Raw genomic sequence first — 26,520 nt, forward strand, 5'->3', positions numbered from 1 at the left:
ATTATGACAACTAAAAAGTTATGGACCTGGCTTGCTGCCGTTATTATCGGATCATTTGCCGTTTTGATTTACTACGGTGTAGATATTTACAGGAAAATCCCTCCGGTTCCCGATAAAGTTGTTACAGCTGATGGAACAGTTATGGCAACAGGGCAAGATATAAAAGATGGTCAAAATGTTTGGCAGTCGATCGGTGGACAGACTGTTGGGAGTATTTGGGGGCACGGAGCCTATATTGCACCCGATTGGAGCGCAGATTACCTTCATCGCGAATCTCTGCTTTTATTAGATGAATTGGCAAAAAAAGACGGGAAAACTTATAAAGATCTTCCCGATGATGAGCAGGCAAGATATAAGGTACTTCTGAAAAGAGAAATCCGAAAAAACACTTTAGATGAGGCAACTCAGACGATTGTAATTTCTCCTGAAAGAGCTAAAGTACAGGCAGAATTAGCAGAATATTATGCTAAGATATTTATGAATGATGCGGAGATGAATCAGCTTCGTGACCATTATGCCATTCCTAAAAATACAGTGAAAACTGAGGAGAGGATGGCAAAAATGAATGCTTTTTTCTCTTGGGCAGCCTGGGTTTGTATCACAGATCGTCCCGGAGACACAGGAATTACATACACCAACAATTGGCCTCATGATGAACTGATAGGAAATATTCCTCCACCATCGCTGCATTTGTGGTCTGGATTCAGTGTATTAATGTTATTAGGTTGCGTTGGGTTGTTGGTTTTCTATCACGCTAAAAATAAAGAAGAAGAGATCAGTGAAATGCTTCCATTGGAAGATCCTTTGAGAAGTATGAAACCTACAGCCTCGATGCGTGCAACTTTAAAATACATTTGGGTTGTTGCTTTATTGATTTTAGTGCAAATGTTTGCAGGTGTCATCACAGCGCATTACGGAGTTGAAGGAAGTGGGTTCTATGGTTTTCCGCTCGATGAGTTTTTACCGCAGTCAATTTCGAGAAGCTGGCATGTGCAATTAGCTATTTTCTGGATTGCAACTTCTTGGTTAGCGACAGGATTATACATCGCTCCTGCAGTTTCAGGATACGAGCCAAAATATCAGGTTTTGGGTGTCAATATTTTGTTTGGAGCCCTATTGATCGTAGTTTTTGGCTCATTAGCCGGACAATGGTTAGGCGTGATGCAAAAGTTGGGCTATGTAGATAATTTCCTTTGGGGACATTCTGGTTATGAGTATGTAGAATTGGGAAGAATTTGGCAGATCTTATTGTTAGTGGGATTAATTCTTTGGTTAATTTTAATGGTAAGAGCTCTTTTACCAGCATTGAAAAAGAAAGATGGCGACAGACATTTATTATTACTCTTTACACTTTCCGCAGTGGCAATCGCATTATTTTATGGTGCAGGATTGATGTATGGAAGACAAACCCACATGGCAATTGCAGAATATTGGAGATGGTGGGTGGTTCATCTTTGGGTAGAAGGATTCTTTGAAGTATTTGCAACCGTTGTAGCTGCGTTTTTATTTACGAGATTAGGATTACTAAGATTAAAAGCAGCAACTCACGCAGTATTATTTTCTACAATTATTTTCCTTGCCGGAGGTATTTTGGGGACGTTCCACCATTTATATTTCAGTGCAACACCAACAGCAGTTCTGGCTTTGGGAGCAACATTTAGTGCACTCGAAATTGTTCCGTTGGTTTTAATAGGATTTGAAGCGTATCAAAATTACCAAATTAGTAAATCTACCAAATGGATCAAAGCGTATAAGTGGCCAATTTACTGTTTCATTGCAATGTGTTTCTGGAATTTCTTAGGAGCAGGTATTTTCGGATTTGCCATTAATCCACCGATAGCATTGTACTATATTCAAGGGCTTAATACCACTGCAGTTCACGGCCATGCTGCACTATTTGGAGTGTATGGAATCCTGGGAATTGGTTTGATGATGTTTATGTTGAGAGGATTGTATCCGGACAGAGAATGGAATGATAAACTGATCGGTTGGGCTTTTTGGTTAACTAATATCGGATTATTGGTGATGGTAACCATCAGTTTGCTGCCGATAGGAATTATGCAATCTGTAGCCTCAATTAAAGAAGGGTATTGGTATGCACGTTCCGCCGAATTTATGCAAACCGATATGATGCATACATTGAGATGGCTACGTGTTCCGGGTGATATTTTATTGGCAATAGGAGAAATGCTGTTAGTAATTTTCATTATCGGACTGAAAACCGGCTGGTCTTTAAAAGATAAAAGATAATCAATTATTTAATCCTGAGAACTGCCACTTTTGTAGTGGTGGTTCTTTTAAATTTTAAAATATGAAAAGAAACGAAAACTTAGTCCCGCTTTCCCGAGATCATCATTTCGGATTGCTTTGCAGCTGGAAAATTCGTCAAGGGATCAAAAAGAATGTTTCTTATGACAGAATAAAAAAATACATCAATTACTATTGGCAGGAAAATCTGAGTCGTCATTTTGAAATCGAAGATCTCGTACTTCCCGAAACTGAAAACAATATTCTTCAGATTCAGATGGAAAAAGAACACATCGAGATCCGTAAGTTGATCAATACTATGAATCAAACTAACGATATCCGTATTTTAGGAGATTTTGCGAATGCTTTAAGCAATCATATTCGTTTCGAAGAGCGGATGTATTTTCCTCATTTAGAAGAACATTTATCTGATGTGAAACTGAATAATATTGGAGCTCAACTTGAGCAAATACATCAAAAAGAAAATGATTTTTATCAAGATGAATTCTGGAAATAAATTATTGAATTTAAATTAAAAACATGAGCATTCATATTCAATCACGATTGGGCGACTATCTTTATTTGGCGATGGGTGACTGTAACGGCCATAAAGTTGTAATAGCAGTTGGTTACACTTATGGTTACGCAGATAAAAAAGCTAAACAATTTGAAGAAGCAAGTCAGGGAACGGTAAAATATATTGATATTTCAGTCGTGAAATCTGGTGATAAAGAAAAATGCAAAACTTTGGAAAAATTGGTTTGATCTTACAAATCCCCACAAAATATTTTTGAATTTTCAATGGATAGCCTTATCTTTGAAAAGGATAAGAAAGTCTTATTTTAAATCTTTCTTTTCGTTTATTTTATGAAAAATTGGATTTATTTAAGACTTTCTTTTTGCTTATTTTTAGCAACAATTTTAATGTTAAATTGTAAAAAAACTGAATCTGATTTTACAAAAAAGTCGACACAAAACTTTACAATTTCAGTTGCAGCAGCAGCTAATCTTCGGGATGTTTTGGAAGAATTGAAACAGATTTATATGAAAGAAAATCCTGATAAAAAAGTCGAAATTACTTTTGGTTCGTCGGGTTTGCTGGTTCAGCAGATTCTAAATGGAGCACCTTTCGATTTGTTTCTGTCAGCCGATTCTTCTTTTCCAGATAAGTTAAAAAGTAAAAATAAAACTTCTGGAAATTCTGAAATTTACACCTTTGGAAAAGTGGCTTTATGGAGTTCAAAAGCCAATGTTTCCAAAGGTTTGAAACTGATTTTAAATCCTGAAATAAAAAAAATCGCCATCGCCAATCCAGATCTTGCACCTTATGGAAAAAATACGGTCGAAGCTTTGAAAAAAATGGGAATTTATTCTCAAATTGAAAACAAAATTGTTTGGGCAGAAAATATCAATCAGTCCGCACAATTTGCTTCAACAGGAAACGCAGATATCGCATTCATCGCACTTTCCAATGCAAAGAACAAAGGAATGATGACACGAGGAAATTTCTACGAATTATCAGCAAGCGAATGTTTACCAATCGCCCAAAGCGGAATTGTTTTGAAAAGTAAAAATCAAACCGAAGCAAAAGATTTTTTTGATTTTATTAAAAGTAAAAAAGCCAGCCAAACTTGGGAAAAGTACGGTTATCAAACAAAAATTTCAAAGTAAATGCTTGATCAGGATTTTATTTACACTTTATTACTCACCGGAAAATTAGCGTTGATAACAACAACGATTCTGATATTCATCGGTGTTCCGATTGCATATTGGCTTACTTATTCAAAGTTTAAATTGAAATTTATCGCCGAAACTTTAATCTGTATGCCAATGGTTTTGCCACCAACAGTGATGGGATATTACTTGTTGGTCGCCTTCAGCCCCGAAAATGCATTCGGAAATGTTTTGCAGGAATTTTTTGATGTTCGCCTCGCATTTTCCTTTAACGGAATTGTGGTTGCGAGCATTATCGCGAATCTTCCGTTTATGATTCAGCCTTTGCAGAACGGCTTTTCTGCATTGAATGATGATTTGCGCCAAATTTCTTACACTATGGGAAAATCTAAAATTACAACTCTATTTAAAGTTCTTATTCCTAATGTCAAAACGTCTGTTATTACAGGAATTGCGCTCACTTTTGCCCATTGCATCGGTGAATTTGGTATTGTCATTATGGTCGGCGGAAATATTGCTAAAGAAACAAGAATCGCTTCTGTCGCGATTTACGACCAGGTTCAGGCGCTGAATTTTGAAGTTGCAAACCGTTATGCATTCATACTTTTCATCGTTTCGTTTTTGATTTTATTGTTGATTTATGGTATCAATCGAAAAATTAATTTTACCACTTTCCGATGATTGAATTGAATATAAAACATCAGATTTTCACTTCTTCCGGAAGCAAATTTCTGGAGGTTAGTGAAGTGATTGAAAAGGGAAGTTTTATTCACATTTCGGGCGATTCCGGAATTGGAAAAACCACTTTTTTCAAGATTTTAGCAGGAATTATTACTCCGAATTTTGGCATTATTAAAGTCAATAATTCCATTTTGTTAGATACCGAAAACCGAATTTTTCTGTCTCCTCAAAAGCGAAATATTTCGATAATGTTCCAGAATTACGCGTTGTTTCCGAATATGACGGTAAAGCAAAATATCGCTTTTGCACAAAAAGACAAAAACCTAGAAATAATCGATTATTATTTAGAAAAATTTAATCTGAAAATTCTGGAAAATGTTTTTCCTTCAAAGCTTTCTGGCGGACAACAGCAAAGAGTTGCCTTAGCGAGAGCGTTGGCTCAAAATGCCGAAATTATTTTGCTTGACGAACCACTATCAGCTGTTGATGCATCTTTACGACACTCGATGATGGAAGAAATTTTGAAAATTAATCAAGATAAAGATTCGACGATTTTTATGATCAGTCATAACCAAGGCGAATTTCAAAATGTTAGTTTCAAAAATTTGATAATCAGTTAATATAAAGTTTTTATCCTCTAAACTTTATTCATCATTAAATTTTAATAATTCTTTATTTTCTTCATAAAACTGCTTTGAAATTTAAAATAAGACAAAAATGTCTTATTTATGATTCTTATCATATTGCTATTTTTATTAAGTATAAATAAAATTAATTCCTTTGTAAAAATAATTTATACATTATGAAATTAAAATCAATTTTTGCTCTTTTATTAGTGCTTCTAATTTTCACTTCATGTAGCAGTAGCGACGATAGAGAAGAAGATATTGCAACAGCAGGAGAAATCAAAACGCATCAATTTTTAGATGCAAGATCGTACACCAACTGGATTTATTTTTCATTTTCAAAAAATGAAATTGTTACCGTTTCAGATCCTCAAAATGATAATAATTGGGACATCGCTTTCCACAGAGGTGATGTAAAACTGAATGGTGGAAAATCTGGAAAAGGGAGTGGCGAAGCAATCAACACAAACAAAACTGAATGGAACTCCATCATTTCTGCACCAACTTCCGGATACGTGAAAGACGAAATTGGAAAAATCACAACTGCGTTTACAGGAACTGGAATCACGGAGGAAGATCAACCGTTTTCTCAAACTTTAACAACTTGGTTAACAGTCGATACAAGCAGTCCGCCACCAAAATATACGGTTCATAATTTTGTGTATGTTGTGAAATCGGCTTCTGGAAAATTTGTGAAACTACAGATTTACGATAATAAAAGTGCAACAAACACTGCTGGTCACGTAAGTTTCAAATACCAATACAATGCTGAAGGCGGTTCTGCTTTTTAAAATCAACAAATTAATCTCGGGTTATTGAATGAAATGAATTGTTGGATATGTTTCAGCAATTCATTTAAAAAAGAATGGAGATGCTAAAAAAACTGATAATTCTTCCACTGATATTTCTTGCAAATATTCTCTGGTCTCAGACTGAAAATCTTTCCGAAAAACAAGAACAATACAAAGATATTGAGCAAGTTGTAGTAACGGCGACAAGAACCGAAAGAAAACTGAAAGACGTTCCTGTAACCACACAAGTCATCACTTCTGAAGCGATTGAGAAATCGAAAATGGCAAATTTTCGTGATTTTATGGAGCAAGAATTGGCGGGTGTAGAATTTACTAATAATGGTGGTCACGCAAACATCAATATGATGGGATTTGGCGGGAAATATGTTCTTTTTCTGATTGACGGCGAAAGAATGGCAGGGGAAACTTTTGATAATATCGATTACAACAGAATTGATATGAACAACATCGAGCGTGTGGAAATCGTGAAAGGAGCGTCGTCTTCTTTGTATGGCTCCAATGCGATTGGTGGTGTCATCAATATCATTACTAAAAAGCTTAAAAAACCTTTGCAGATCAGTGCTTCGGCTTTATACGGAAGCAATAAAGATCAGAATTACAATTTAACTTTCGGAACAAAACAAAAATGGGGAAGTGCAGGTTTTTCAGCGTTTTATAAAAGCAGAGATCCTTATTTATTGACTGATACAGAAGCGTTCAAACAAGAATACACCCACGGAAATATTGTGGAACAAAAACTGAGCAGTACCTACATTGCTGGATATACAGATTACGGTTTCAGTCCGAATGTTTCCATAAAAATTACGCCAAAAATCCAGACAGAAATCAATACAGGTTTTTACTTTCAGGAGAGAAATACGGGTGGTTTGGATGGCTTTAAAGTTCGGGATCAGTTTCATAATTTCAGAACTGGGATGAAGACAAGTTTTCAGCTTCGCGAGAACAGCAATTTGGTTGTATCAGGAAGTTATGATGAGTATCAGAAATTCGATTTTTATAAATTATTAAATCAAAAAGATAAAAACTACGAGAACAAAATCTGGCGAGTTGGTTCCATTTACGATGTTCAACTTTTCGGAAAACATTCTTTGGTTGCCGGTGCAGAAGCTTTTTCTGAAGATTTGCTCACATTTATGTTTGTGAGTGATGGTTCTGGTGCGAAAAGAGATGCTCAGAATTATTCACTTTTCACACAGCAGGAATGGAAATTGGCAGATGCTTTTACCTTGGTTACAGGTGCGAGATACGATTATCATTCACAATTCAAAGGACATCCGACTTTTCGTTTGTCGGGAATGTACAAAGTCAATAAAAATATGACTCTTCGAGGTGGATATTCCGGAGGTTTCCGAGCACCGACGCTGAAAGAATTGTACACCGATTGGTTTCATCCTTATGGTGGCGGTTTTCAGATCATTGGAAACAACAATATGAAAGCGGAGAAAAGCAACAATTTCAATATTTCTTCGGACTTAAATTTCAAAAAACTGAACATCACATTGATGGCTCAATATTCCAAAATTCAGGACAAAATCAATGCAAATTGGGTTTCCAGCGATACCGTTCAGTACATAAATGTTGGGAAAACCGATGTTTTCAGCAGTGAAGTTTCTTTGTCTTATCGTTTGAGAAAATCATTGTTGTTGAAAGGTGCCTATACTTATGTTTATGAAAATCCACAAAAAAGATCGATAACAAGACCGCATACAGCGACTGTGAGAGCGGATTATACTTTGGATTTTCTCAAAAAATATGCGCCAACAATTAGTTTCAGTGGAAAATATTTCAGCAGTATGAATACGTTCGGAACTGCGGATATCACAGATGTTGATAACACAACGGGAATCGATACGCACACAGAAGAATACAAAATTTACTACGAGCCATATTCGATCTGGCGATTGCAGTTGTCTGCGCCTTTGCTTTTCAATTTTACAGCAAGCGCAGGAATCAATAATTTATTTGATTATAAAACCAAATTTTCAAGTTTTTACTCCAGCATTTCGCCTGGCAGAACATATTATATAGGATTAAAATGGGATCTCAATTAATTAAAAACAAAAAAAAGGCAATCTACTTTGGTCTTGCCATCGTTTTACTTTTCGCAGGTTGGTTTATTTGGAAATCAACTGCATCTGCAACACGCATTGCTTTGGTCAATTTTCAGCCGTATCAAGCGTCGAATATCGCATTGTCGAATCAGGATAAAATGATAAAATTTAAGGAAGTTTCTTTGGATAATATCGATAAACTCAAGAATTATGATTTTGTTCTCGGTTTCGGAATGGGACTTAAAATCGATGACAAACAACGTGCAAAACTAACTGAGATTTCCAAAGAAGTACCGATGCATTTCACTTCGGTTACGAATCCTGAAAATAATATCAACAGTTTAGATTCGCTTCAACTGAAGAAAGTTTCGTCTTATCTCGAAAGCGGAAATAAAGAAAATTATCAAAATCTGGTTCGCTACATCCGAAAGGATATTGATGGTAAAAAACTATTCGTCACCAATCCTAAAGATGCGATTGCGAGTAAAGAAAATGTCTATTTCCATATTGATGAGAAAGTAGCTTTTAACGATATTAAATCTTATGAAGATTACCTCAAAAAAAATAATTTCTATAAAGAAGGTGCACCAAAAGTAGCTTTGATTTCTGGTATTCACGATCCTTTTAGCGGAAACAAGCAGTATTTGGACAGCATTATTGTCTCATTTCAAAAGTCCGGTTTGAATGTTTATCCTGTTGCTTCTTTCACCGATAGAATCAGATTTTTATCAGAAATAAATCCAAATGCAGTCGTCTATTTTCCACACGGTCGTCTCACAATGGGAAATCCCGACGAAGCTGTCAATTGGCTGAAACAAAGAAATATTCCGTTTTTCACACCACTTTCTATTTTGCAGTTGGAAGAAAAATGGTTGGAAGATCCAATGGGAATGGTCGGTGGATTTATGGGGCAATGTATCGTAATGCCGGAATTGGACGGCGCGATTTATCCTTATGTTCTCATCGCTCAGGAAAAAACCAAAGACGGAATGTTTTTGTTTAAAACGATTCCTGACAGATTGGCGAAATTCACCCAAATCGTAAATAATTTTATTGATTTGAAAAACATAAAAAATCAGGATAAAAAAGTTGCGGTCTATTATTTTAAAGGTGAAGGAAAAAACACGCTGAACGCACAAGGAATGGAAGGTACAGAGTCTCTCTACAACGTTCTGAAGCGATTGAAAGCTGAAGGTTACAACCTGAACGGGCTTCCCGAAACCGAGAAAGAATTTGAAAATATTATTCAAAAACAAGGGAGTATTTTCAGTCCAAAAGCGAAAGGTCATTTCGAGGAATTTGTGAAAAATGGAAAACCGACTTTGATAGAATCTTCGAAATATGATTCTTGGCTGAAATCTTCATTAAGCAAAAAATCCTATGATGATGTCATCAAAAAATATGGTTCTGCACCGGGAGATTTTATGAATGTCAATCAAAACGAAAAATCTTATCTCGCAATTTCTGCGGTTCGTTTTGGTAACATAGCATTGCTTCCACAACCATCTGCAGCGATTGGTGATGATGAATTTAAAATTACTCACGGCGTAAAAGAACCTCCAACTCACGCTTATTTGGGCGCTTATCTTTGGGCTCAGAAAGAGTTTAAAGCAGATGCAATGCTTCATTTCGGGACGCACGGAAGTTTAGAATTTACGCCAGACAAACAAGTTGCTCTTTCCGGAAACGATTGGGGCGATATTTTGGTCGGAACGATTCCTCATTTTTACTATTACACGATTGGAAATATCGGCGAAAGTATGATGGCTAAACGAAGAACTTATGCAACAACGATTTCTTATTTAACGCCAGCTTTTGTAGAAAGCGATATGCGAAATTACTTCCGAAGTTTGCAAGACAAGATTAGATTTTATCATAAAACGGATGCTAAAAATAAACCTGAAATTTCTATCGAGGTTAAGAAAATGGCTGTTAAAATGGGACTTCACAGAAGTTTGAGATTAGACAGTATTCTCACAAAACCTTATTCTGAAATGGAAATCGAAAAGCTGGATAATTTTGCTGAAGAAGTTTCTACGGAAAAAATCAATGGTGAATTTTATGTTGCTGGACAAGCTTATAAATCAGAAAAAATAAATTCTACCGTTTTGGCGATGAGCGCAGATCCAATTGCTTACAGTTTAGCTTCATTGGATAAAATGAATGGAAAAGTAACGGATATTCAACTGAAAAATAAAGCTTTTTTTAATCAAAAATATTTGAATCCTGTGAAAGTTTTAGTGAATCAAATTTTAAATGGAAAACAAGTTTCTCCAGAATTTGTAAGCTCTGTTGCTGGTGTTAAAATGGATGAATTAGAAAAATCCAAATTGCTTTTGAATCCTCCAAAAATGCGACCTGCGTTTTTAGATAAAAAATCAGGAAAAGGAAAACCGAATTTAAGTAAAATGAAAGGTCAAAAACCAGACTTTGCAAAATCCGGAAATCAGAAATATTCAGGAAAACCAAATGCTGAAAAACCATCAGGAAAGCCATCTTTTGCAGATTCCAAAAAACCTGAAATTCCAAAAGCGATGAAGGATAAAGCGAGGGCAATTTTGGAAATCGACAGAACTTTGACCAATGTTTTGCGCTACAAAGAAAATCTTCTAAAAAGCCCTGAATTTGAATTGCAGACTTTGCTAAACGCTTTATCCGGCGGTTACATTGCGCCTTCTTCTGGCGGAGACGCAGTTGCAAATCCGAATGCTGTTCCAACTGGGCATAATTTATATTCCGTAAATGCAGAATCTACGCCGTCAGAAATTGCATGGGACAGAGGCGTGACTTTAGCTCAAAAAACACTGGACGAATACAAGAAAAAACATAAAGAATTTCCTAAAAAAATCTGTTATACATTTTGGAGCAGTGAGTTTGTAGAAACGGAAGGTGTTTCCATTGCGCAGGTTTTATACATGTTGGGAACCGAGCCTGTGAGAGATACTTACGGTAGAGTTTCGGATGTGAGATTGATTCCATCAAAACAATTGGGAAGACCAAGAATTGATGTGATTATTCAGACTTCTGGTCAGTTTAGAGATTTGGCGGCTTCACGATTATTCTTAATTTCTAAAGCCATCGAATTAGCAGCGAATGCAAAAGATGAAGGTTTTGAAAATCAAGTTAATAAAGGAACTTTAGATATTGAAAAACAATTGGTAGCCAACGGAGTTCCACCAAAAGATGCGCGGGAAATGTCGAAGCAAAGGATTTTCGGAGGTTTGCAGGGAAGATACGATACAGGAATCAAAGAACTGATTACAGCAGGAGATAAATGGACTTCCCAAAAGGAAATCGCCGACCAATATATTTACAATATGGGCGCAACTTACGGACAGGAAAAAGATTGGGGAAAATACAGCGAAGGAATGTTGAGAGCGGCGCTTAAAAATACGGATGTCATTATTCAGCCTCGTCAAAATAATACTTGGGGCGCAATAAGTTTGGACCACGTTTACGAATTTATGGGCGGAATGAACACGGCAATCAAAGAAGTGACGGGCAAAGATCCTGACGCATATTTGGCAGATTACCGAAACCGAAATAATATGAGAATGCAGGAACTGAAAGAAGCAATTGGTGTGGAAGCCAGAGCAACGATTTTCAACCCGACTTATATTAATGAGGTGATGAAAGGAAAAGCTTCCAGCGCATCGCAAATTACAGAAATCGTGACCAATACTTACGGCTGGAACGCAACCAGACCAGAAGTTATTGACAATGAAATGTGGAACGAAATCTATGATACTTATATGAATGACGTTCATAATCTTGGCGTGAAAGAATTTTTTACGAAAGAAAATCCTGCCACTTTGCAAGAAATGACAGCCGTAATGCTGGAAACTTCCCGAAAAGGAATGTGGAAAGCCAATGCAGAACAATTGAAAGGTCTTGCTTCGCTTCATACGAAACTGGTAAAAGAATTTGGCGCAGAACCTGGAGGTTTTGCTGGAGACAATACAAAATTACAGGATTATATTTCTAAAAACAGCTCTCCTGAAGATGCGAAAATTTATAAAGAACAGATTCGGGAAATGAAAGAAGGCGTGAACGATGGGAAAATTTCTAAAGACGGAAAAGTTCTTAAAAAAGAAGAAAGACAAACTGCAGATCAACAGGAAAAAACTGAACTGAACGGCGTTTTCATCGGAGCTGTGGTTGTGATTTTATTCGGAATTTTGATTTTTGTTTTAAGAAAAAGAAGAAAAAACGAACAATAATCTATGAACATCATCATCGACATATTGATTCTCTTCATCATCATCAACACACTGCTGAAATTGAGTTTTTGGAAATTCTGGCAGATTTTGGTAATGGCGATTTTAGCCGGCGGATTTCTATTTTTTGTCTATCCTTTTGCGATAGAACAGTCGCAGGTGAAAATGAAAGAATATCTTCAAAATACAGAGATTCTCAGCAATATTGCGATTTTGGTAACGCTGGAATCTGCAATTTGCCTCAGTTTTTGTTTTACGGCTTTGCTGGAATATATGAATGGAAAACAAAGCAAATGGAATTCGGTTTTGAAATTTTATCCCGGTTTGTTGATTTTTCCTGTTTTGTTGTACCTCCTGACACAAAGTTTTTTCACTTTTACAGGTTTTGATTTTGAAGTTTTATCGATGCTTTTTGCTGTGATTGTCATTGTTTTGATAATCGGTTTAAGTTTCGGAATTCGCTATTTGGTTCCTGAAAAAGATTTGAGATTGGAGATTCATTTTTTGATGAGTTTGTTTGTTGCAATTCTTGGATTAATCGTCACAACAAGTGGAAAAATGGTTTATGTTGCAGTAGATGAACCTCTGAATTTCCAAAGGTTAGGATTTACTTTTGGGTTGTTTGGATTTTTATTTTTTGCAGGATTTTTCATTAATAAAATCTGGTGGAAATTTTTTCGGAAACCATAGTCTGGAACAGAGAATTGCTCGCAGCCCGACTTGAATGGAGCTCTTTTTGTGAGGAGGAATGACGAGCAAAAAAGCGGGAGTGGAAGGCGTAAAAGCTGCCATAAAAAGTAAATATAAAATTGCTTTCGACGTAGTCAAATAGCTGCCCAAATCATAAAAATAATTTAAAAAAATAATAGAATAAAACGAAAATGGAAACAATTTCTAAAGTACTTTTTTGGGTCGCCAACAGTTTGCTGATTCCCGATATCATCATTTTGCTGATTTTATTTGTACGATCTTTATTGCTTACGGGCAGTTTTTACAACCAGTTTATCACGAAACAGAAAAACGACAAATTGCTGGATTTGTCTATCAAAACATTAAGTTCTGAAACCTCAGAAAATCTGAGAAACAATTTGCCGAAAAAAGATAATTCTTTGTATATTAAATATTTAAGAGATTTGCTCACGCATCGTCCGGATGTTACTTATTCTGATTTTTTGATTTCAAATTTTGAAGGTGAAGCGGAAAAAGACATTGCGGTTTCCAAACTTTTGGCAAAATTAGGACCTGTTTTGGGTTTGATTGGAACTTTGATAGCGATGAGTCCCGCTTTGGTTGGTTTGTCTTCGGGCGATATTTCTGGTATGGCGTACAATATGCAAGTGGTTTTTGCGACCACGGTTGTCGGTTTGGTGGTGAGTGCAGTCGGTTTGGTGACTTTGCAATTCAAGCAAAGATGGTATGCCAAAGAAACCAATAATTTGGATTATGTTGCCCAAGTTTTAACCCAAGATTTGTAGAAATGAGAAGAAAAAGACGCATGTCTAAATTTCGGGTAGAAGAGGATGTTGATCCGTTGAGTGTGATTGTAAATCTTTTTGATGTTGCGATGGTTTTCTCTGTGGCTCTGATGGTTGCAATGGTGATGAATATGAATATGTCGGAAGTTTTCACAAAAGAAGATTTCACCGTTGTGAAAAATCCGGGTAAAGATAATATGGAAATCATCACCAAAGAAGGCGGAAAAATTAATAAATATACACCATCTGAAGACAAAAAATCGTCTGACAAAAAAGGCAAGAAAATCGGAATCGCGTATGAGCTGGAAAATGGTGAAATTATTTATGTTCCGGAGTAATTTTTAACTTTGAGAAATAGTACTGAATAAGAAATGAAAAACTTTAATTTTTGGTTAAAAATCTGCGTTTTCAATTTCTTCGTTGTATCGGCCGTCGGTGTGATGATGCGCTACAATATGGCTTTTTCTTTGTCTGGGTTTAATCATAAATTTATGCAGGAATCGCATTCACATTTTGCATTTTATGGTTGGGTTTCGGCGGGAATTTTTCTTTTTGTGACGAAATATTTAAGTGAAAATTTCAAGAAAATCAATCTTGCGAAATATCAATATTTAATGATTTGCAATCAAATTGGTTCCTACGGAATGTTGTTTACATTTCTTTATGGAGGCTATTTTTGGTTGTCGATTGTCTTTGCATCGATTGCTTTGTTTACTGGGTTTGCATATTTTATTTTTTTGTTAATTGATACAAAATCGAATGAAAATCCTGAAATTATCTGGTTGAAATCAGGCGCTTTTTTTGCCACATTTTCAGCAATCGGGATTTTCGGATTGGCGTATTTTTCTAGCAAAAAAGAAGAGTTTGATGTTCTGTTTCGAGCTTCCACTTACTTTTATTTGCATTATCAATACAACGGATTTTTCCTGTTTTCCTGCATCGGATTATTGTTGATTTCATTAAAAAAAATCGGAATTGAAATCAATGAAAAACTCAACAAAACCATTTTCTATCTTTTGTTTTTCGGATGTTTTTTCGGTTACGGATTGTCCGTTTTATGGATTGAAATGAACTCAGTTTTATATGGATTTTTTGTCTTGATTTCCGTAATTCAATTCTTCGGCGCAATTCCATTTTTGAATTGGATAAGAAAAACGAATATTTTTAAGCGTCAAAATTTTATACAGAAACTTCTTCTTTGTGTTTTTGGTTTTGCTTTTATTCTAAAATTTATTCTTCAAAGTTTATCGGTAATTCCAAGTTTAGGAATTTTTGCTTTTAGCAATATTAACATTGTTATAGCTTATCTGCATTTGGTTTTATTGATGGGAGTTAGTCTATTTTTGGTTTGGAGAATTTTGCAGAATAGAATGATAAAACTAAATCTCGTATTAAAATTCAGTGTGTTATTAATGGTTTTCGGAATTATTTGCAACGAATTTATCTTAGCTTTATCCGGAATTTTTTCAATATTCTACATTCCTTTTTTAAGCTCAAAATATTGGCTGCTCTTTGCTTCGGTTGTTATAATGATTTCAATCCTAACTTTTATACGATCTTTAAAAATTGAAAATAAATAATTTAATATAAAAAAATTACAGTAATTCAGGAGGTTGACTCATAATTTGAAATACACTTCCCAAATCTTTCAAATCTTTAATTTTATATTGGAACATAATAAGGACCTTTTCTCTTACTGCAACTGCAAGATGATGAATAGGACAAGGGTTTTCACCGCTGCAGTGTTTTAAACCCAAAAGACAAGAAGTGAGAACTTCTTTACCTTCAAAATTCTCGTAGATATCTTGAATGGTAAGATTTTCAAATTGCTCATCTGTTAGATAGAATCCTCCTCCTTTTCCTTTTCCTGAAGAGATCAACTGTTTTTTAGTGAGCTGTTGTAAGATTTTAGAGGTGAAATATGTTGGGGTACCTATTTGCTCAGAAATATCAATGATACCTATCTTTTTTCTTTCTGTAGCAAGAACAATGCAGGCTTTAATAGCGTATTGACAGGTATAAGAAAATATTAGCATTTATAATAATTATTTAAAAATGTTTTTTGAATATTTCTACCCAAAAAAATAGTGATAAAATTACAAAATCTTTAAGTAATCAGCTTACTATTGAAATTGAATTTTGTTATCAGACATATTGATGAAATAAAGCATTATGAAATATGTTGTTGTTTCTGATTCAATATTTGAATGTATGGAAAAAACTTAACTAATATAAAAAATAAGATAAAAAGGTCTTATACTATTAATTTAAAACTTCATTATATGCTTAATTCAGAACTTTTACATTATGTACAGGGAACTAAGAAGAATATTCTGTTGAACGTTCTTTTTCGATGGTTTGCTTTGTTGATGAACATTCTAATTTCTTTTTCAGTTGCACGGCTTTTAAATGATTTGTTTATTGGTCAACCTCCTAATTATTTTTTATATTTTATCTCGGTACTGAGTTTTTGGTTGGTCAAATTTTTATTTGAAAGAAGGGCTGAACTTTACGGACATCAATTATCAGAAAGCGTTAAAATAGACCTACGCCAAAAATTTTTCAAAAAGATTATTTCGATTGGACCTTCTTATAATCAGAAAATTTCTACCTCCAAAATTATGCAGCTTGCCGGGGAGGGTATTGAGCAACTGCAAACGTATTATTCAGGTTTTATGCCTCAGTTGTTTTACAGTATTGCGGCCACTTTAACAATGGTTGTGATCAGCTTTTTTATTAATATTAAAACATCACTTATTCTGTTATTACTATCACCAATTATCCCATTAATGATAGTGATTGGATTGAGGATAGCAAAAAAAATATTAGGTAAATATTGGAAAAGCTACTTTAGTCTTGGACACATTTTTTTAGATAATATACAAGGCCTCACCATGCTAAAAAGTTATGATTTAGATGCAGAAAAACATTTGCAAATGAATCTTAAAGCCGAAGACTTTCGTAAAAAGACAATGAGTCTGCTGAGATCGCAGCTTAATTCAATTAATATGATGGATATTATTGCATTTGGAGGTCTTGCCGCCGGAATTGTTACAGCTTTGTATCAACTAAAAAATCATCAAATGTCAATGTTTGTTTTACAAGGTGATACACGTCTTCTGGCAGTATTTTTTATTATTCTTCTCTGTTATGATTTCTTTGTACCATTAAGAATTTTGGGCTCATTATTTCATGTTGCAATGAATGGAATCTGGGCTAGCACTTTTATAAAGGATGTTCTTGATGCTCCTGAGAATACTCAGGCAAATCAAACAATAGAGAATTTGGATTATGACATACAACTGAAAGAAGTTAGTTTTTCATATGATAAGAATAAAATCATAAGTCATTTGAATATGGAATTTCCTCACAAAAAAATTACTTCAATTGTGGGGCAATCTGGATGTGGAAAATCAACAATTGCAAATTTACTCATTGCAACAGTTACTGGCTATCAGGGTAAAATAATTATTGGAGGAATTGAGAATAAGTTTCTTACCACGGAAAACCGCATGATGACGATCAATATGCTGACTCATAATCCTTATTTTTTTAAAGGAACTGTCAAAGAAAATTTACATATAGCAAATCCAAATGCAACCAATGAAGAGATAGATTCTTTGTTGAGAGACGTACATCTTTATGATTTTCTCTATGAGCAACAAGGGCTGGAAACATATCTTTCTGAAAATGCCGGCAATTTTTCAGGAGGACAAAAGCAGCGGCTTGCCATTGCAAGAACCCTTCTTCAAGATCCTGAAATTTTAATATTTGATGAAGCAACTTCTAACATCGATGAAGAAAGCGAAGAAATTATCATGAAATTGATTCGTAAAATCTCATGCGAGAAAACCATTATCATTATTTCTCACCGCCTTTCCAATGTAAAACTTTCTGATAATATTTATTATATGTCAGACGGAGAAGTGAAAGAACAGGGCACTCACGAAGAACTTATTAATGCACAGAAAGACTATGCAATTTTATATCAACATCAAAAACATTTAGAAAAGTATGCAAAATAGTAATAAAAGAAAAGATAATATGCTGAATCTTTTTTTAGAACTTCTAAAGTTAGTGAAACCACTTACAGGCTATATGTGTTTGGCGGTAAGCGCTGGTGTTATTGGTTTTTTAATGGCTATTTTCATTCCAATTTTCGGAACATATGCCATGGCAGATATTTTGGGGTTTAAAGTTCCTTTATCATTCAATGTTCTCATCATTTTATGTTTTACGTTTGCCGCTTTGAGAGGATTTCTGCGTTACGGAGAGCAACTATGCAATCATTTTATTGCATTTACCGTACTTGCCCTATTGCGTGATAAAATTTTTTCTGCCTTGCGTCGGCTCGCACCTGCAAAATTAGAAAACAGAGATAAAGGATCACTTATTTCGATGGTTACAGCAGATGTTGAGATTATGGAGGTTTTCTATGCACATACGGTATCACCTATGATAATTGGCGGAATAGTATCTATTGTAATGGTATTGTTCATTGGATCATTTCACTGGATATTTGGTATAATTGCATTATTGACCTATCTATTCGTAGGTGTATTTTTACCTTTATATATTTCAAAAGCGGGAAGGAAAAGCGGCATAAGGCAACGTGAAAGTTTTTCTAAACTCAACGATTATATGTATGAAACTTTAAAAGGAATTAGTGAGATTTTTCAGTTTGGTGTTGAAAAACAAAGAGTTGATACCATTTCTAAAATTGGAACCGACTTAAAGAATAATCAGCGGAAACTGAAAAAATATGGCTTTCAAACAAGTTTATTGAATGGTTTTGCAATGGTTTTTTTTCCTGCTTTTATTCTTATTTTCGGGGGGAAGCTATATCAAACAGGTCAGATAGATTTCCCATCGATGATTATTCCCGTGATTGCGCTTTTATCATCATTTGGTCCTGTTTTAGCGCTTTCGAATGTCGCTAATACTTTACTACTGGTTTCTGCTTCCGGAAAAAGAATCATCGATTTAATTAATGAACAGCCTGAAGTAAATGAAATAACAAACGGTTCTAATATTATTTTTAATAAACTTGAATGTGATAATATCAGTTTTTCTTATCAAAAAGAAAATATTTTGAACGGTTTATCTTTAAATTTAGAACAAAATAAAATTCTCTCCATCAATGGTAAAAGTGGTTCCGGAAAATCTACCTTACTGAAACTTATGATGCGTTTTTGGGAAACAGATAGTGGAACAATAAAAATATCAGACGAAAATATAAACCATATTAATACATCATCTTTAAGGATTAATCAATCATACCTTATTCAAAATCCTATTTTGCTAGACGATACCATTGCTGAGAATATTCGTATTGGTAACTATAATGCAGATTTGGAGGATATTAAAAATGCCGCAAAAAAAGCGAGTATAGATGAGTTTATAAATAAGCTCGAAAATGGTTACGATACTAGAGTGGGAGAGTTGGGAGACCGTCTGTCTGCAGGAGAAAAACAAAGAATAAGTTTAGCAAGATTATTCTTGCATGATGCACCGCTTTTACTTTTAGATGAACCTACAAGCAATATAGATAGTCTTAATGAAGGCATTATTTTAAAATCACTTAAAGAGGCTTCAGTAGATAAAACTATAATTTTAGTAACGCATAGAACTTCAACAAAGGGAATTGCTGAAGAGTATTTAAATATGTCAGAGATTCGCAAATCATAAGTCAACAAAAAAAAGAGGCTGCCTCACTTTTGAGACAGCCTTTTTTTTATATAAATGTCTTTCTAAATATTATTTCAATCTAAAATTGGGCATAATTTTCAAACCCACCCACGTCCATGTCTGTACATTTTTAAGGTCTGAGACATTCTTAAGGAATTTCATGCTTTCCCCTGAAAACATGAAAGAATGACCCACATTTGCTGTAATCATTTTTCCGACTTTATGGGTGAAAACAAAGTCTAGCTCTGTTCCTAAATAGGTGGATATTTTTTGACCAAAATCAGAATAACCCATTTTTCCATTAGAGGTAAAAGCATGTAAATTAGCTTGTAACAATGAATTTTGACTGAATTTTAAATTTGATTTTAAATAATAATCATTCAGTCCAAAACTGTTAAAATGGCTTGTTCCAAAATAAAAGTAATCCATAAATCCGTTATAAAAATGATTGGTGCCGTATAACGGACTGAAGGATTTATTTTTGCTGGATTCGGTATCGTAATTCTTCCCTGAAAGCCATTCTGTTCCCAAAACAAAGTTGAATTTTGGATGAAGAGTAAAGTCAATATTCCCAGAAAACTGATAAGCATTTTTACTCTGCGCAAGTGTATTTTTTCCGGTTTGATAATATGCTGAACCAAAGAAGCCGATATTTTCCAAGTATTTTTTTGTATTAATTCCTATTGTAAGCATATCGTAATGGGTTCCGGATGGATTCTGTAATATATTATTCATAGCGATCGCAGAGAATTCAAAATTTTTCTTTCCGATATATTGATAATGAATGATCTGCAAAGACTTTGTTATTTCTCCCGCTTCCGAAATAGTATAAATTTCTTTATCGGGAAAATCATTTAGATCATTGTCGTCATTATTATAAGTTACTACAGTTTCTAATTTTGAATTTAGGCTTAATTTATAAATACCCTTTAATGCATCAAAACTTCGTCCCTGCATCATCCAGTCGAGTGTTCCAATAAGTCTTTCATTATCGTAAGAAAGAATTTGGCGACCTAACTTTAATGAGAATTTCTCTGAAACCTGATATTTTGCCCATGCTTCATTTAGAATGAAATTTTGATTTTTGCTTGCGTTTGACGAAGTCTCACCCCAAGTGCGGGTATCTTGCGCAGAGATATAAAGTTCCAAATTTTTATAATAATAATCTATGCCAAAACGTGCCCTGGAAGCAATCGTTGTTTCAGGTGATTTTCCTTTTGGCATTATTGTTCTTGCTCCGTTATCCAGTTCGGCTCTCGTTCGGAAATCTATATTCATTTTTAGGCTATCAACCTGAGCATTGACATTTCCTAAAATAAAAAAAATAGAAACAAAGGTTATTGATTTTTGTACCATATCAAATTATTTTTCAACAGAAATTTTATAAGTTTTATGACATGCAACACAATTGTTCAACAGTTGATTGAGTTTCTCTTGAGTTTGCTGACGGTCATAATTTTTTTTTGCTATTTTCGATATCGCATCAAAAAGCTCATGGGTCTGAAATCCCATTTGTTTAAATTCATACGGTAGAGATCTAACCAATCCTTGAGGAACAACATCTACTTTGCAGGTTCCTGATTGCTGACCGACTTTTGTAATTATTTCGGGATTGTTTTTGGCAATTCCTTCGTTGATTTTCTGAACACTTTCCAAAAAGCCACGCATTTCTGTCATCACAAACTCACGGTTTTCTCCAGTCATCTTTATTTCGGATCTTCCGTCTTTTGCTAAAATTACTTTCTCACCCTCGTAAAAGAATTTATAGATCAAACCTATATTTAGGAATATTGAAAGCAAGAGTAGAATAATCGTTATTTTTTTCATTACTTTTTTATTAAACAAATTAGTAGCAGAACTTAGCAAGGTCTTTCACAGCCTTTTCTCGTGTAGAAATACCAATTCACACCAGTAGCCATTACGCATCCGAAAACTAAAAACCAGAAAAATAATCGCGCATCTCCGGAAATTGCTCGGGATTGAGTAATCAAAACATTAAACACGAATGGTCCAAACGCCGCAATTGCTGATGTGAAACCAATTACACCTGCCGCTTTTCTTGGTGATTTGGCAAAGATGGTAGGAAATTGTTTGAAGGTGGCCGCATTTCCAACACCGGTAAAGAAGAAAATGGCTAAAACAATCAGTAAAAATCCTTGAAATTGATCCGGTGAAGTAGGAGTTAAATAGCCACCAAGAATTAATCTTGTAAGTAAGATTATTAAAGAAATTCCTGTAATATGAGTGAGAAGAGCACCTCCAATTTTATCGGCAACTTTTCCGAAAATTATTCTTGATGCTGAGCCAATAAGCGGACCGTAAAAAGCATATTGCAAAGGGTCCAAATTTTTATCTAAGGGAAGATATAGATTTTTTATCATTAACGGAAAAGCTGCTGAAAAGCCTGCAAAAATACCAAACGTCATAATATAGGTCATCGTACAGTACAAAGTATGTCTGTCTTTGAAAATATCTAATTGTTCTTTAAATGAAGCTTTTACAGGAATACTTTTTAGAGAAAACCATGCCCAGATACCGATTATCAATAATGGAATAACATAAATGAATGCAATATTCTCCAGATAAATGGTTTTTCCGGTCTCGGCGATTATTTGTCCACCACCTAAAAATGAAAAGATTGTTAAACTCATAATCAATGGAGAAAGAAGCTGCACCAAACTTACTCCGAAGTTTCCTACGCCAGCTTGGATTCCGAGTGCAGTTCCCGCTGATTTTTTAGGAAAAAAAAGGGATGTTGAAGGCATAAATGAAGAGAAATCTCCACCTCCAATTCCGAGTAGAAATCCGATAATCATAAAATAGGTGAAAGAAGTTTGAGGATTCATCACTGCAAAACCAAGCATTAGTAAGGGAATGATTTTAATTAATGAACTGATGGAAATGATTTTCCTCGTTCCATAAATCGGAATTAAAAAAGTATTTACAATTCTCAGGAGTCCGCCTGCAAGACCGGGCATTGCTGCCATCCAGAAAAGTTGGTCATCGGTAAATTTGAATCCGATATGGGGAAGTTTGATGACGACAACGCTGTAAAGAAACCATGTAGCAAAAGAAAAAGTAAGTGCAGCCGTCGTTATTGTCAGTGTTTTCCAGGCAATTTTTTTTCCTTTCTTGTTCCAAAATTCTTCGTTTGATGGGTCGTAGTCGGTTAACCAATGTGAATTGTTCATATTTTTAATTGTTTATTCTTTTAAAGTTTAGTCTTTGTTGTTGTTCTCATGCTCAATTTTATCTTTGAGATGAGGAGCTTCGTTGTGCATCATTTTTTTAATAATAGTATTCATCCAAAACAGAGAAATAGCGGAAACAATGAAGACGAAAATCCATGAACTCGTCCATAATCCTGAGAAATCGAGCAGATATCCAAATAATATAGGACCTATGAAACCGCCAAGCCCACCTATTAAACCTACCATTCCGCCAACTACTCCCACTTCATTCGGGAAATATTCAGGGATGTGTTTATAAACTGCGGCTTTTCCAATTCCCCACATAATCCCTATGAGAATGACAAGAATTGAGAAAACCCAAATATGTGCTTCAAATTTGATTAAGGTAACACCTTGAGCTAAAAGTTGCTTTTTCTGAACCTGCTCGTTTTGTTTTACTAATACTTCCTGCCACGAAAAAGATTCAGGTAACACCGAGGTCTGTTGTGGAATTTCGGGTTTTGAATTAATTTCAAATTTACCTGTATTAAGGATAATTTTTTCTTTTTCTATTGCTGTAACTATTCCGGCTTTCTTAGCAGTGATGCCTTTTCCCGGCGTTAATATTTCCATTTTTGGAAGCATGAGTAATCCGCTTAATACTAAAGATGAATATAAAACCCAGTACATTACTTTTCTCGCCCCGAATTTATCAGACAAATAGCCACCAAACGCTCTGATAACACCACTTGGCAAACTAAAAGCTGAGGCTAAAAGTCCACCCAAAACCAATGATGTTTTGTAAACGCTCACATAATATGGCATTAACCATTGAGAAAAGGCGACAAACAGACCAAAGACAAGGAAATAATACAGTCCAAATCTCCAAACTCTAACCTTAGAAAGTGGAGCAAGAAGTTCTCGGATAGATTTATTTTGAATAGCTGCTTTTTTATTCTGTACAAAAAATAAAAAAATCAAACCAATGATAACCAAAGTGATTCCGTAGATGATTGGGAGTAATCTCCATCCATTTTCTGGGTTGTTTTCTGAAAAATAATTAAGTAGAGTTGGTGCGAAAAACGTGGTAAGTGCAGCTCCTGCATTACCCATTCCAAAAATTCCTAAAGCACGACCCTGCCATTCTTTAGGATACCAAGCTGATGTAAATGCGATTCCCACTGCAAAGCCAGTTCCCACCATTCCGAAAAGTGCGCTTAGCAGAAAATACATCCAATAGGAATCTACAAAGTAAAGTAGGAAAAGTGGAATGCTGCACAAAAGAAGTAAGATGGAGAAAACAGGTTTTCCGCCATATTTATCTGTAAGAATTCCTAATGGCAATCTCATAATTGAGCCCGTGAGAATTGGTATACCTAAAAGCCAGCCTGTTTCTACTACAGACCAATTAAAAATATTATTATCTACTAAATAGGTAACTAAAACACCATTCAAAGTCCAGCAAGAAAAACAGATGGTAAATGCCAATGTATTTAGAAATAACATTTTGTGGGCGGAAGATAAATTTGTATCCATTTTGTACCAGTTTAAAAGAAAAATTGATTCTGATACAAAGATATTATAAATAAGACATTTTTATCTTATTATACTTTTTTTTTCTATTTTTGTGTCATAAATCATATTGCTCTTGCGATTCAGATAGAGCACTAAATTTTAAATACTCATCGTACCATCCTTTGTAGATTTATATAATAGAATCATATTCAAATCATTATGAAAAGTGTAACAGAAATTGAAATTATTCTCAATGTCAATGACCAAGTAAAAAATGTAAACTCTTCTAGAGCTTTATTAAAAAAGAAGCATAATGAGTTTGACAATGTTTTAAAATTCGGGGCAAAATTAATCAGCTCAATCACAAATAGAAATTGGCAATATCATGTATGTCATTTTTCTTATTTAGAAGGACGTATGACTGCTTTTGGTTCAAAAATTCAATAAAAAGTACAGCATGCATAAATATTACGTGAGTGTATTTTTTATTTTGGTAGTAATCTACGCATTGTATAGTAAAGAAATCTACACAGAAAAAACCAACTTTGGGTATATTAAATTGTCCTCTAATGCTTTAAAAGGAGAAAATCTGTGGCTGCAGAATAATTGCAACGCCTGTCATCAACTATACGGATTAGGCGGGTACATGGGGCCGGATTTAACAAACGTTTCTTCGCATCCCCAAAAAAGTGCAGAATACTTAAAAGTGATGATGATAAGTGGTGTGAAATCTATGCCCAAATTCAATTTTTCATCAGATGAGCAGGAGTATATTCTTCAATTCTTAAAAGAAGTTGACAGAACAGGCTATTACCCAAACAGAAATGCACAGATAAAATATACAGGTTGGGTTCAATATCAAAAAAAAGAAAATAATGAAAAATAGCACATATCCATTATATTATATACTCGTTGGATTGTTGAGTCTTGCACTTTGCCTGTTGGTTGGGCTTTTATCGGGTGTTCAATATGTTATCCCAGATTTTATTAAAGAAAATCTTCCATTCACCGTTCTAAGGCCTCTGCATACACTTTTTGCATTGTCATGGATTTTTATGGCTGCAATGGGCGGTATTTTTTGGTATATACAAAATGATAAAGTGAATCCTGTAATAATGAAATGGCAGTTTTGGATTTTCTTTATCACGGGAATATTGATTGTCATAAGCTATCTTTTTAAGAAGTTTGAAGGAAAAGAATATCTGGAGTTTCCGCATTGGTTCTACATTCCCATACTGTTGGGCTGGCTTTTATTTGGACTCTATTATTTCCGTGTGATGTGGCGAAATTTTTCTCAGTGGCCGGTCTATTATTGGATGTGGGGAACCGGAATTTTACTAATGATTTTTCATTTTACCGAGGCTCATCTTTGGATTTTACCCTATTTCAGAGAAAATTATATACAGAATTTAACAATGCAGTGGAAGTCGGGAGGCGCTTATGTAGGAGCCTGGAATATGTTGGTATACGGGTCATCCATGTATATAATGGAAAAAAGCAGCGAAAACGACTTTTACAGCCGTTCAAAAACCGCTTTTTTCTTTTTCTTTCTTGGGTTAATTAATGTAATGTTTAACTGGGCACATCATGTGTATGCTGTTCCTAATCCTGGCTGGATAAGATATGCAGCTTATCTTGTAAGTATGACAGAATGGATAATACTTTTACGAATCATATATCTTTGGAAGAAAAACCTGTCGAACGAGAAGAAAATTTTTTATTCATCCTCCTATTCTTTCATGATACTTTCTGAGCTGTGGATTTTTATTAATCTTTTTCTTGCGATTCTTTTGTCGATACCGGCTTTAAATCTTTTCACCCATGGAACGCATATTACAGTTGCCCATTCTATGGGAACAATAATAGGAATAAATACAACAATTTTGCTTTCATCAATATGCTTCATACTAGATAAGATCAAAGCAATATCAAACAATACCAAAAGATACATAGTAATAGGAACGAAGATTTTCAATTTGTCTTTTATCTGCTTTTTTATAACCTTATTGGTTATGGGAGTTGAACGCTCGAAATGGATTTATTTTTCAGAAAATATCCTGTTTAGTCAATTTTATGATGGCAATAAGCATTTACATATTTTATTTGGAATATTTGGATTGGGTTTATTGCTTGGTATGTACATAATAATTTATCAATTGATAAAGCTTATTATACATATTATTCTAAAAAAAGTAGCCCTAGATTATAATGAACTTGTTTAAACTTTTTCAGAAAAAGAGTTTCCAGAAAATTAGCAATTTAGAGTTGCAAAAAAAAGAACTAAAATCTGGAACTCATAAGCAAAGATAAACTGGAAAAATGGATTTTACCTCATTTAAGCAAAGGCAAACGAGGGTTTTCCAC

The 26,520-nt window shown here is 34.6% G+C and carries 23 protein-coding genes; 18 read left to right on the forward strand and 5 right to left on the reverse strand.

All coding sequences use genetic code 11. The features are described 5' to 3' along the window. Window positions 1-3: 3 nt before the first annotated feature. The 13 genes from B5X64_RS15080 to B5X64_RS15140 all read left to right on the forward strand — a co-directional run bounded on the left by B5X64_RS15080 (window position 4) and on the right by B5X64_RS15140 (window position 15,363). Window positions 4-2,250, forward strand: coding sequence for a nitric-oxide reductase large subunit (locus B5X64_RS15080; protein ID WP_072408822.1), 2,247 nt, complete (start codon window positions 4-6; stop codon window positions 2,248-2,250). Between the two features lie 61 nt (window positions 2,251-2,311). Then, window positions 2,312-2,764, forward strand: coding sequence for a hemerythrin domain-containing protein (locus B5X64_RS15085; protein WP_079466023.1), 453 nt, complete (start codon window positions 2,312-2,314; stop codon window positions 2,762-2,764). 23 nt (window positions 2,765-2,787) lie between these two features. Next, complete coding sequence (locus tag B5X64_RS15090) at window positions 2,788-3,012, forward strand: hypothetical protein (protein WP_079466024.1); 225 nt, start codon at window positions 2,788-2,790, stop codon at window positions 3,010-3,012. Between the two features lie 159 nt (window positions 3,013-3,171). Continuing rightward, complete coding sequence (modA, locus tag B5X64_RS15095) at window positions 3,172-3,918, forward strand: molybdate ABC transporter substrate-binding protein (RefSeq protein ID WP_228418940.1); 747 nt, start codon at window positions 3,172-3,174, stop codon at window positions 3,916-3,918. Further along, window positions 3,919-4,602 (forward strand): molybdate ABC transporter permease subunit, encoded by a 684-nt coding sequence (gene modB, locus B5X64_RS15100; protein ID WP_079466026.1) that lies wholly within the window; start codon window positions 3,919-3,921, stop codon window positions 4,600-4,602. Continuing rightward, a complete protein-coding gene (locus B5X64_RS15105) occupies window positions 4,599-5,222 on the forward strand; it encodes an ATP-binding cassette domain-containing protein (RefSeq protein ID WP_072408828.1) in 624 nt (207 codons plus the stop codon). The genes modB and B5X64_RS15105 overlap by 4 nt, the downstream gene beginning before the upstream one ends. Before the next feature lie 182 nt (window positions 5,223-5,404). Continuing rightward, entirely contained in the window at window positions 5,405-6,019 is a 615-nt protein-coding gene (locus B5X64_RS15110; RefSeq protein ID WP_072408830.1) for an HmuY family protein, read from the forward strand. An 80-nt stretch (window positions 6,020-6,099) separates the two neighbouring features. Next, complete coding sequence (locus tag B5X64_RS15115; RefSeq protein ID WP_079466038.1) at window positions 6,100-8,091, forward strand: TonB-dependent receptor plug domain-containing protein; 1,992 nt, start codon at window positions 6,100-6,102, stop codon at window positions 8,089-8,091. Then, window positions 8,076-12,311, forward strand: a complete 4,236-nt coding sequence (locus B5X64_RS15120; protein WP_079466027.1) for a cobaltochelatase subunit CobN — start codon at window positions 8,076-8,078, stop codon at window positions 12,309-12,311. The genes B5X64_RS15115 and B5X64_RS15120 overlap by 16 nt, the downstream gene beginning before the upstream one ends. 3 nt (window positions 12,312-12,314) lie before the next feature. After that, window positions 12,315-12,998: a hypothetical protein gene (locus B5X64_RS15125; protein ID WP_072408834.1), complete on the forward strand. Its 684-nt coding sequence runs from the start codon at window positions 12,315-12,317 to the stop codon at window positions 12,996-12,998. 191 nt (window positions 12,999-13,189) lie between these two features. Beyond that, window positions 13,190-13,783, forward strand: a complete 594-nt coding sequence (locus B5X64_RS15130; RefSeq protein WP_072408836.1) for a MotA/TolQ/ExbB proton channel family protein — start codon at window positions 13,190-13,192, stop codon at window positions 13,781-13,783. Window positions 13,784-13,803: 20 nt separating this feature from the next. Then, window positions 13,804-14,121 (forward strand): DUF2149 domain-containing protein, encoded by a 318-nt coding sequence (locus B5X64_RS15135; RefSeq protein WP_228418942.1) that lies wholly within the window; start codon window positions 13,804-13,806, stop codon window positions 14,119-14,121. A gap of 33 nt (window positions 14,122-14,154) precedes the next feature. Next, a complete protein-coding gene (locus B5X64_RS15140; RefSeq protein WP_079466028.1) occupies window positions 14,155-15,363 on the forward strand; it encodes a hypothetical protein in 1,209 nt (402 codons plus the stop codon). A gap of 15 nt (window positions 15,364-15,378) precedes the next feature. On the opposite strand, the gene B5X64_RS15145 is transcribed toward B5X64_RS15140, so the two are convergent. Further along, a complete protein-coding gene (locus B5X64_RS15145; protein ID WP_079466029.1) occupies window positions 15,379-15,819 on the reverse strand; it encodes an RrF2 family transcriptional regulator in 441 nt (146 codons plus the stop codon). 246 nt (window positions 15,820-16,065) lie between these two features. Between B5X64_RS15145 and B5X64_RS15150 the strand changes: the two genes are divergently transcribed. Both B5X64_RS15150 and B5X64_RS15155 read left to right on the forward strand, forming a co-directional pair. Further along, on the forward strand, window positions 16,066-17,808 hold the full coding sequence (locus B5X64_RS15150; protein ID WP_164463422.1) for an ABC transporter ATP-binding protein/permease: 1,743 nt from the start codon (window positions 16,066-16,068) through the stop codon (window positions 17,806-17,808). After that, window positions 17,798-19,471, forward strand: coding sequence for an amino acid ABC transporter ATP-binding/permease protein (locus tag B5X64_RS15155; RefSeq protein WP_228418944.1), 1,674 nt, complete (start codon window positions 17,798-17,800; stop codon window positions 19,469-19,471). The genes B5X64_RS15150 and B5X64_RS15155 overlap by 11 nt, the downstream gene beginning before the upstream one ends. Window positions 19,472-19,540: 69 nt before the next feature. On the opposite strand, the gene B5X64_RS15160 is transcribed toward B5X64_RS15155, so the two are convergent. Genes B5X64_RS15160 through B5X64_RS15175 form a run of 4 tightly spaced genes read right to left on the reverse strand, consistent with a single transcriptional unit; the run spans window position 19,541 to window position 24,177 of the window. Then, on the reverse strand, window positions 19,541-20,827 hold the full coding sequence (locus B5X64_RS15160; protein WP_072408843.1) for an alginate export family protein: 1,287 nt from the start codon (window positions 20,825-20,827) through the stop codon (window positions 19,541-19,543). Between the two features lie 6 nt (window positions 20,828-20,833). Further along, entirely contained in the window at window positions 20,834-21,298 is a 465-nt protein-coding gene (locus B5X64_RS15165; protein WP_072408845.1) for a hypothetical protein, read from the reverse strand. Window positions 21,299-21,330: 32 nt separating this feature from the next. After that, window positions 21,331-22,662, reverse strand: a complete 1,332-nt coding sequence (locus tag B5X64_RS15170; protein WP_079466031.1) for an MFS transporter — start codon at window positions 22,660-22,662, stop codon at window positions 21,331-21,333. Window positions 22,663-22,689: 27 nt separating this feature from the next. Further along, complete coding sequence (locus B5X64_RS15175) at window positions 22,690-24,177, reverse strand: MFS transporter (RefSeq protein WP_079466032.1); 1,488 nt, start codon at window positions 24,175-24,177, stop codon at window positions 22,690-22,692. 198 nt (window positions 24,178-24,375) lie between these two features. Here B5X64_RS15175 and B5X64_RS15180 point away from each other — a divergent pair, with 198 nt between their 5' ends. From B5X64_RS15180 to B5X64_RS15190, 3 genes are read left to right on the forward strand one after another with little or no spacing between them, the layout of a single operon-like run. Then, window positions 24,376-24,603 carry a hypothetical protein gene (locus tag B5X64_RS15180; protein WP_072408849.1) on the forward strand — a complete coding sequence of 76 codons (228 nt, stop codon included), beginning with the start codon at window positions 24,376-24,378 and terminating at the stop codon, window positions 24,601-24,603. 10 nt (window positions 24,604-24,613) lie between these two features. Next, window positions 24,614-25,042 carry a c-type cytochrome gene (locus B5X64_RS15185; RefSeq protein ID WP_123885209.1) on the forward strand — a complete coding sequence of 143 codons (429 nt, stop codon included), beginning with the start codon at window positions 24,614-24,616 and terminating at the stop codon, window positions 25,040-25,042. Next, window positions 25,032-26,378: a cbb3-type cytochrome c oxidase subunit I gene (locus tag B5X64_RS15190; protein WP_079466034.1), complete on the forward strand. Its 1,347-nt coding sequence runs from the start codon at window positions 25,032-25,034 to the stop codon at window positions 26,376-26,378. Before B5X64_RS15185 ends, B5X64_RS15190 begins: the two co-directional genes overlap by 11 nt. The last annotated feature ends 142 nt before the right edge of the window (window positions 26,379-26,520 follow it).

It is taken from the genome of Chryseobacterium balustinum (genome assembly GCF_900168205.1).
GTDB classification, from domain to species: domain Bacteria; phylum Bacteroidota; class Bacteroidia; order Flavobacteriales; family Weeksellaceae; genus Chryseobacterium; species Chryseobacterium balustinum.

Coding starts and splice junctions, on each gene's coding strand:
- B5X64_RS15080 (WP_072408822.1), top strand. CDS start 4: ATGACAACTAAAAAGTTATGGACCTGGCTTGCTGCCGTTATTATCGGA.
- B5X64_RS15085 (WP_079466023.1), top strand. CDS start 2,312: ATGAAAAGAAACGAAAACTTAGTCCCGCTTTCCCGAGATCATCATTTC.
- B5X64_RS15090 (WP_079466024.1), top strand. CDS start 2,788: ATGAGCATTCATATTCAATCACGATTGGGCGACTATCTTTATTTGGCG.
- modA (WP_228418940.1), top strand. CDS start 3,172: ATGTTAAATTGTAAAAAAACTGAATCTGATTTTACAAAAAAGTCGACA.
- modB (WP_079466026.1), top strand. CDS start 3,919: ATGCTTGATCAGGATTTTATTTACACTTTATTACTCACCGGAAAATTA.
- B5X64_RS15105 (WP_072408828.1), top strand. CDS start 4,599: ATGATTGAATTGAATATAAAACATCAGATTTTCACTTCTTCCGGAAGC.
- B5X64_RS15110 (WP_072408830.1), top strand. CDS start 5,405: ATGAAATTAAAATCAATTTTTGCTCTTTTATTAGTGCTTCTAATTTTC.
- B5X64_RS15115 (WP_079466038.1), top strand. CDS start 6,100: ATGCTAAAAAAACTGATAATTCTTCCACTGATATTTCTTGCAAATATT.
- B5X64_RS15120 (WP_079466027.1), top strand. CDS start 8,076: ATGGGATCTCAATTAATTAAAAACAAAAAAAAGGCAATCTACTTTGGT.
- B5X64_RS15125 (WP_072408834.1), top strand. CDS start 12,315: ATGAACATCATCATCGACATATTGATTCTCTTCATCATCATCAACACA.
- B5X64_RS15130 (WP_072408836.1), top strand. CDS start 13,190: ATGGAAACAATTTCTAAAGTACTTTTTTGGGTCGCCAACAGTTTGCTG.
- B5X64_RS15135 (WP_228418942.1), top strand. CDS start 13,804: ATGTCTAAATTTCGGGTAGAAGAGGATGTTGATCCGTTGAGTGTGATT.
- B5X64_RS15140 (WP_079466028.1), top strand. CDS start 14,155: ATGAAAAACTTTAATTTTTGGTTAAAAATCTGCGTTTTCAATTTCTTC.
- B5X64_RS15145 (WP_079466029.1), bottom strand. CDS start 15,819: ATGCTAATATTTTCTTATACCTGTCAATACGCTATTAAAGCCTGCATT.
- B5X64_RS15150 (WP_164463422.1), top strand. CDS start 16,066: ATGCTTAATTCAGAACTTTTACATTATGTACAGGGAACTAAGAAGAAT.
- B5X64_RS15155 (WP_228418944.1), top strand. CDS start 17,798: ATGCAAAATAGTAATAAAAGAAAAGATAATATGCTGAATCTTTTTTTA.
- B5X64_RS15160 (WP_072408843.1), bottom strand. CDS start 20,827: ATGGTACAAAAATCAATAACCTTTGTTTCTATTTTTTTTATTTTAGGA.
- B5X64_RS15165 (WP_072408845.1), bottom strand. CDS start 21,298: ATGAAAAAAATAACGATTATTCTACTCTTGCTTTCAATATTCCTAAAT.
- B5X64_RS15170 (WP_079466031.1), bottom strand. CDS start 22,662: ATGAACAATTCACATTGGTTAACCGACTACGACCCATCAAACGAAGAA.
- B5X64_RS15175 (WP_079466032.1), bottom strand. CDS start 24,177: ATGGATACAAATTTATCTTCCGCCCACAAAATGTTATTTCTAAATACA.
- B5X64_RS15180 (WP_072408849.1), top strand. CDS start 24,376: ATGAAAAGTGTAACAGAAATTGAAATTATTCTCAATGTCAATGACCAA.
- B5X64_RS15185 (WP_123885209.1), top strand. CDS start 24,614: ATGCATAAATATTACGTGAGTGTATTTTTTATTTTGGTAGTAATCTAC.
- B5X64_RS15190 (WP_079466034.1), top strand. CDS start 25,032: ATGAAAAATAGCACATATCCATTATATTATATACTCGTTGGATTGTTG.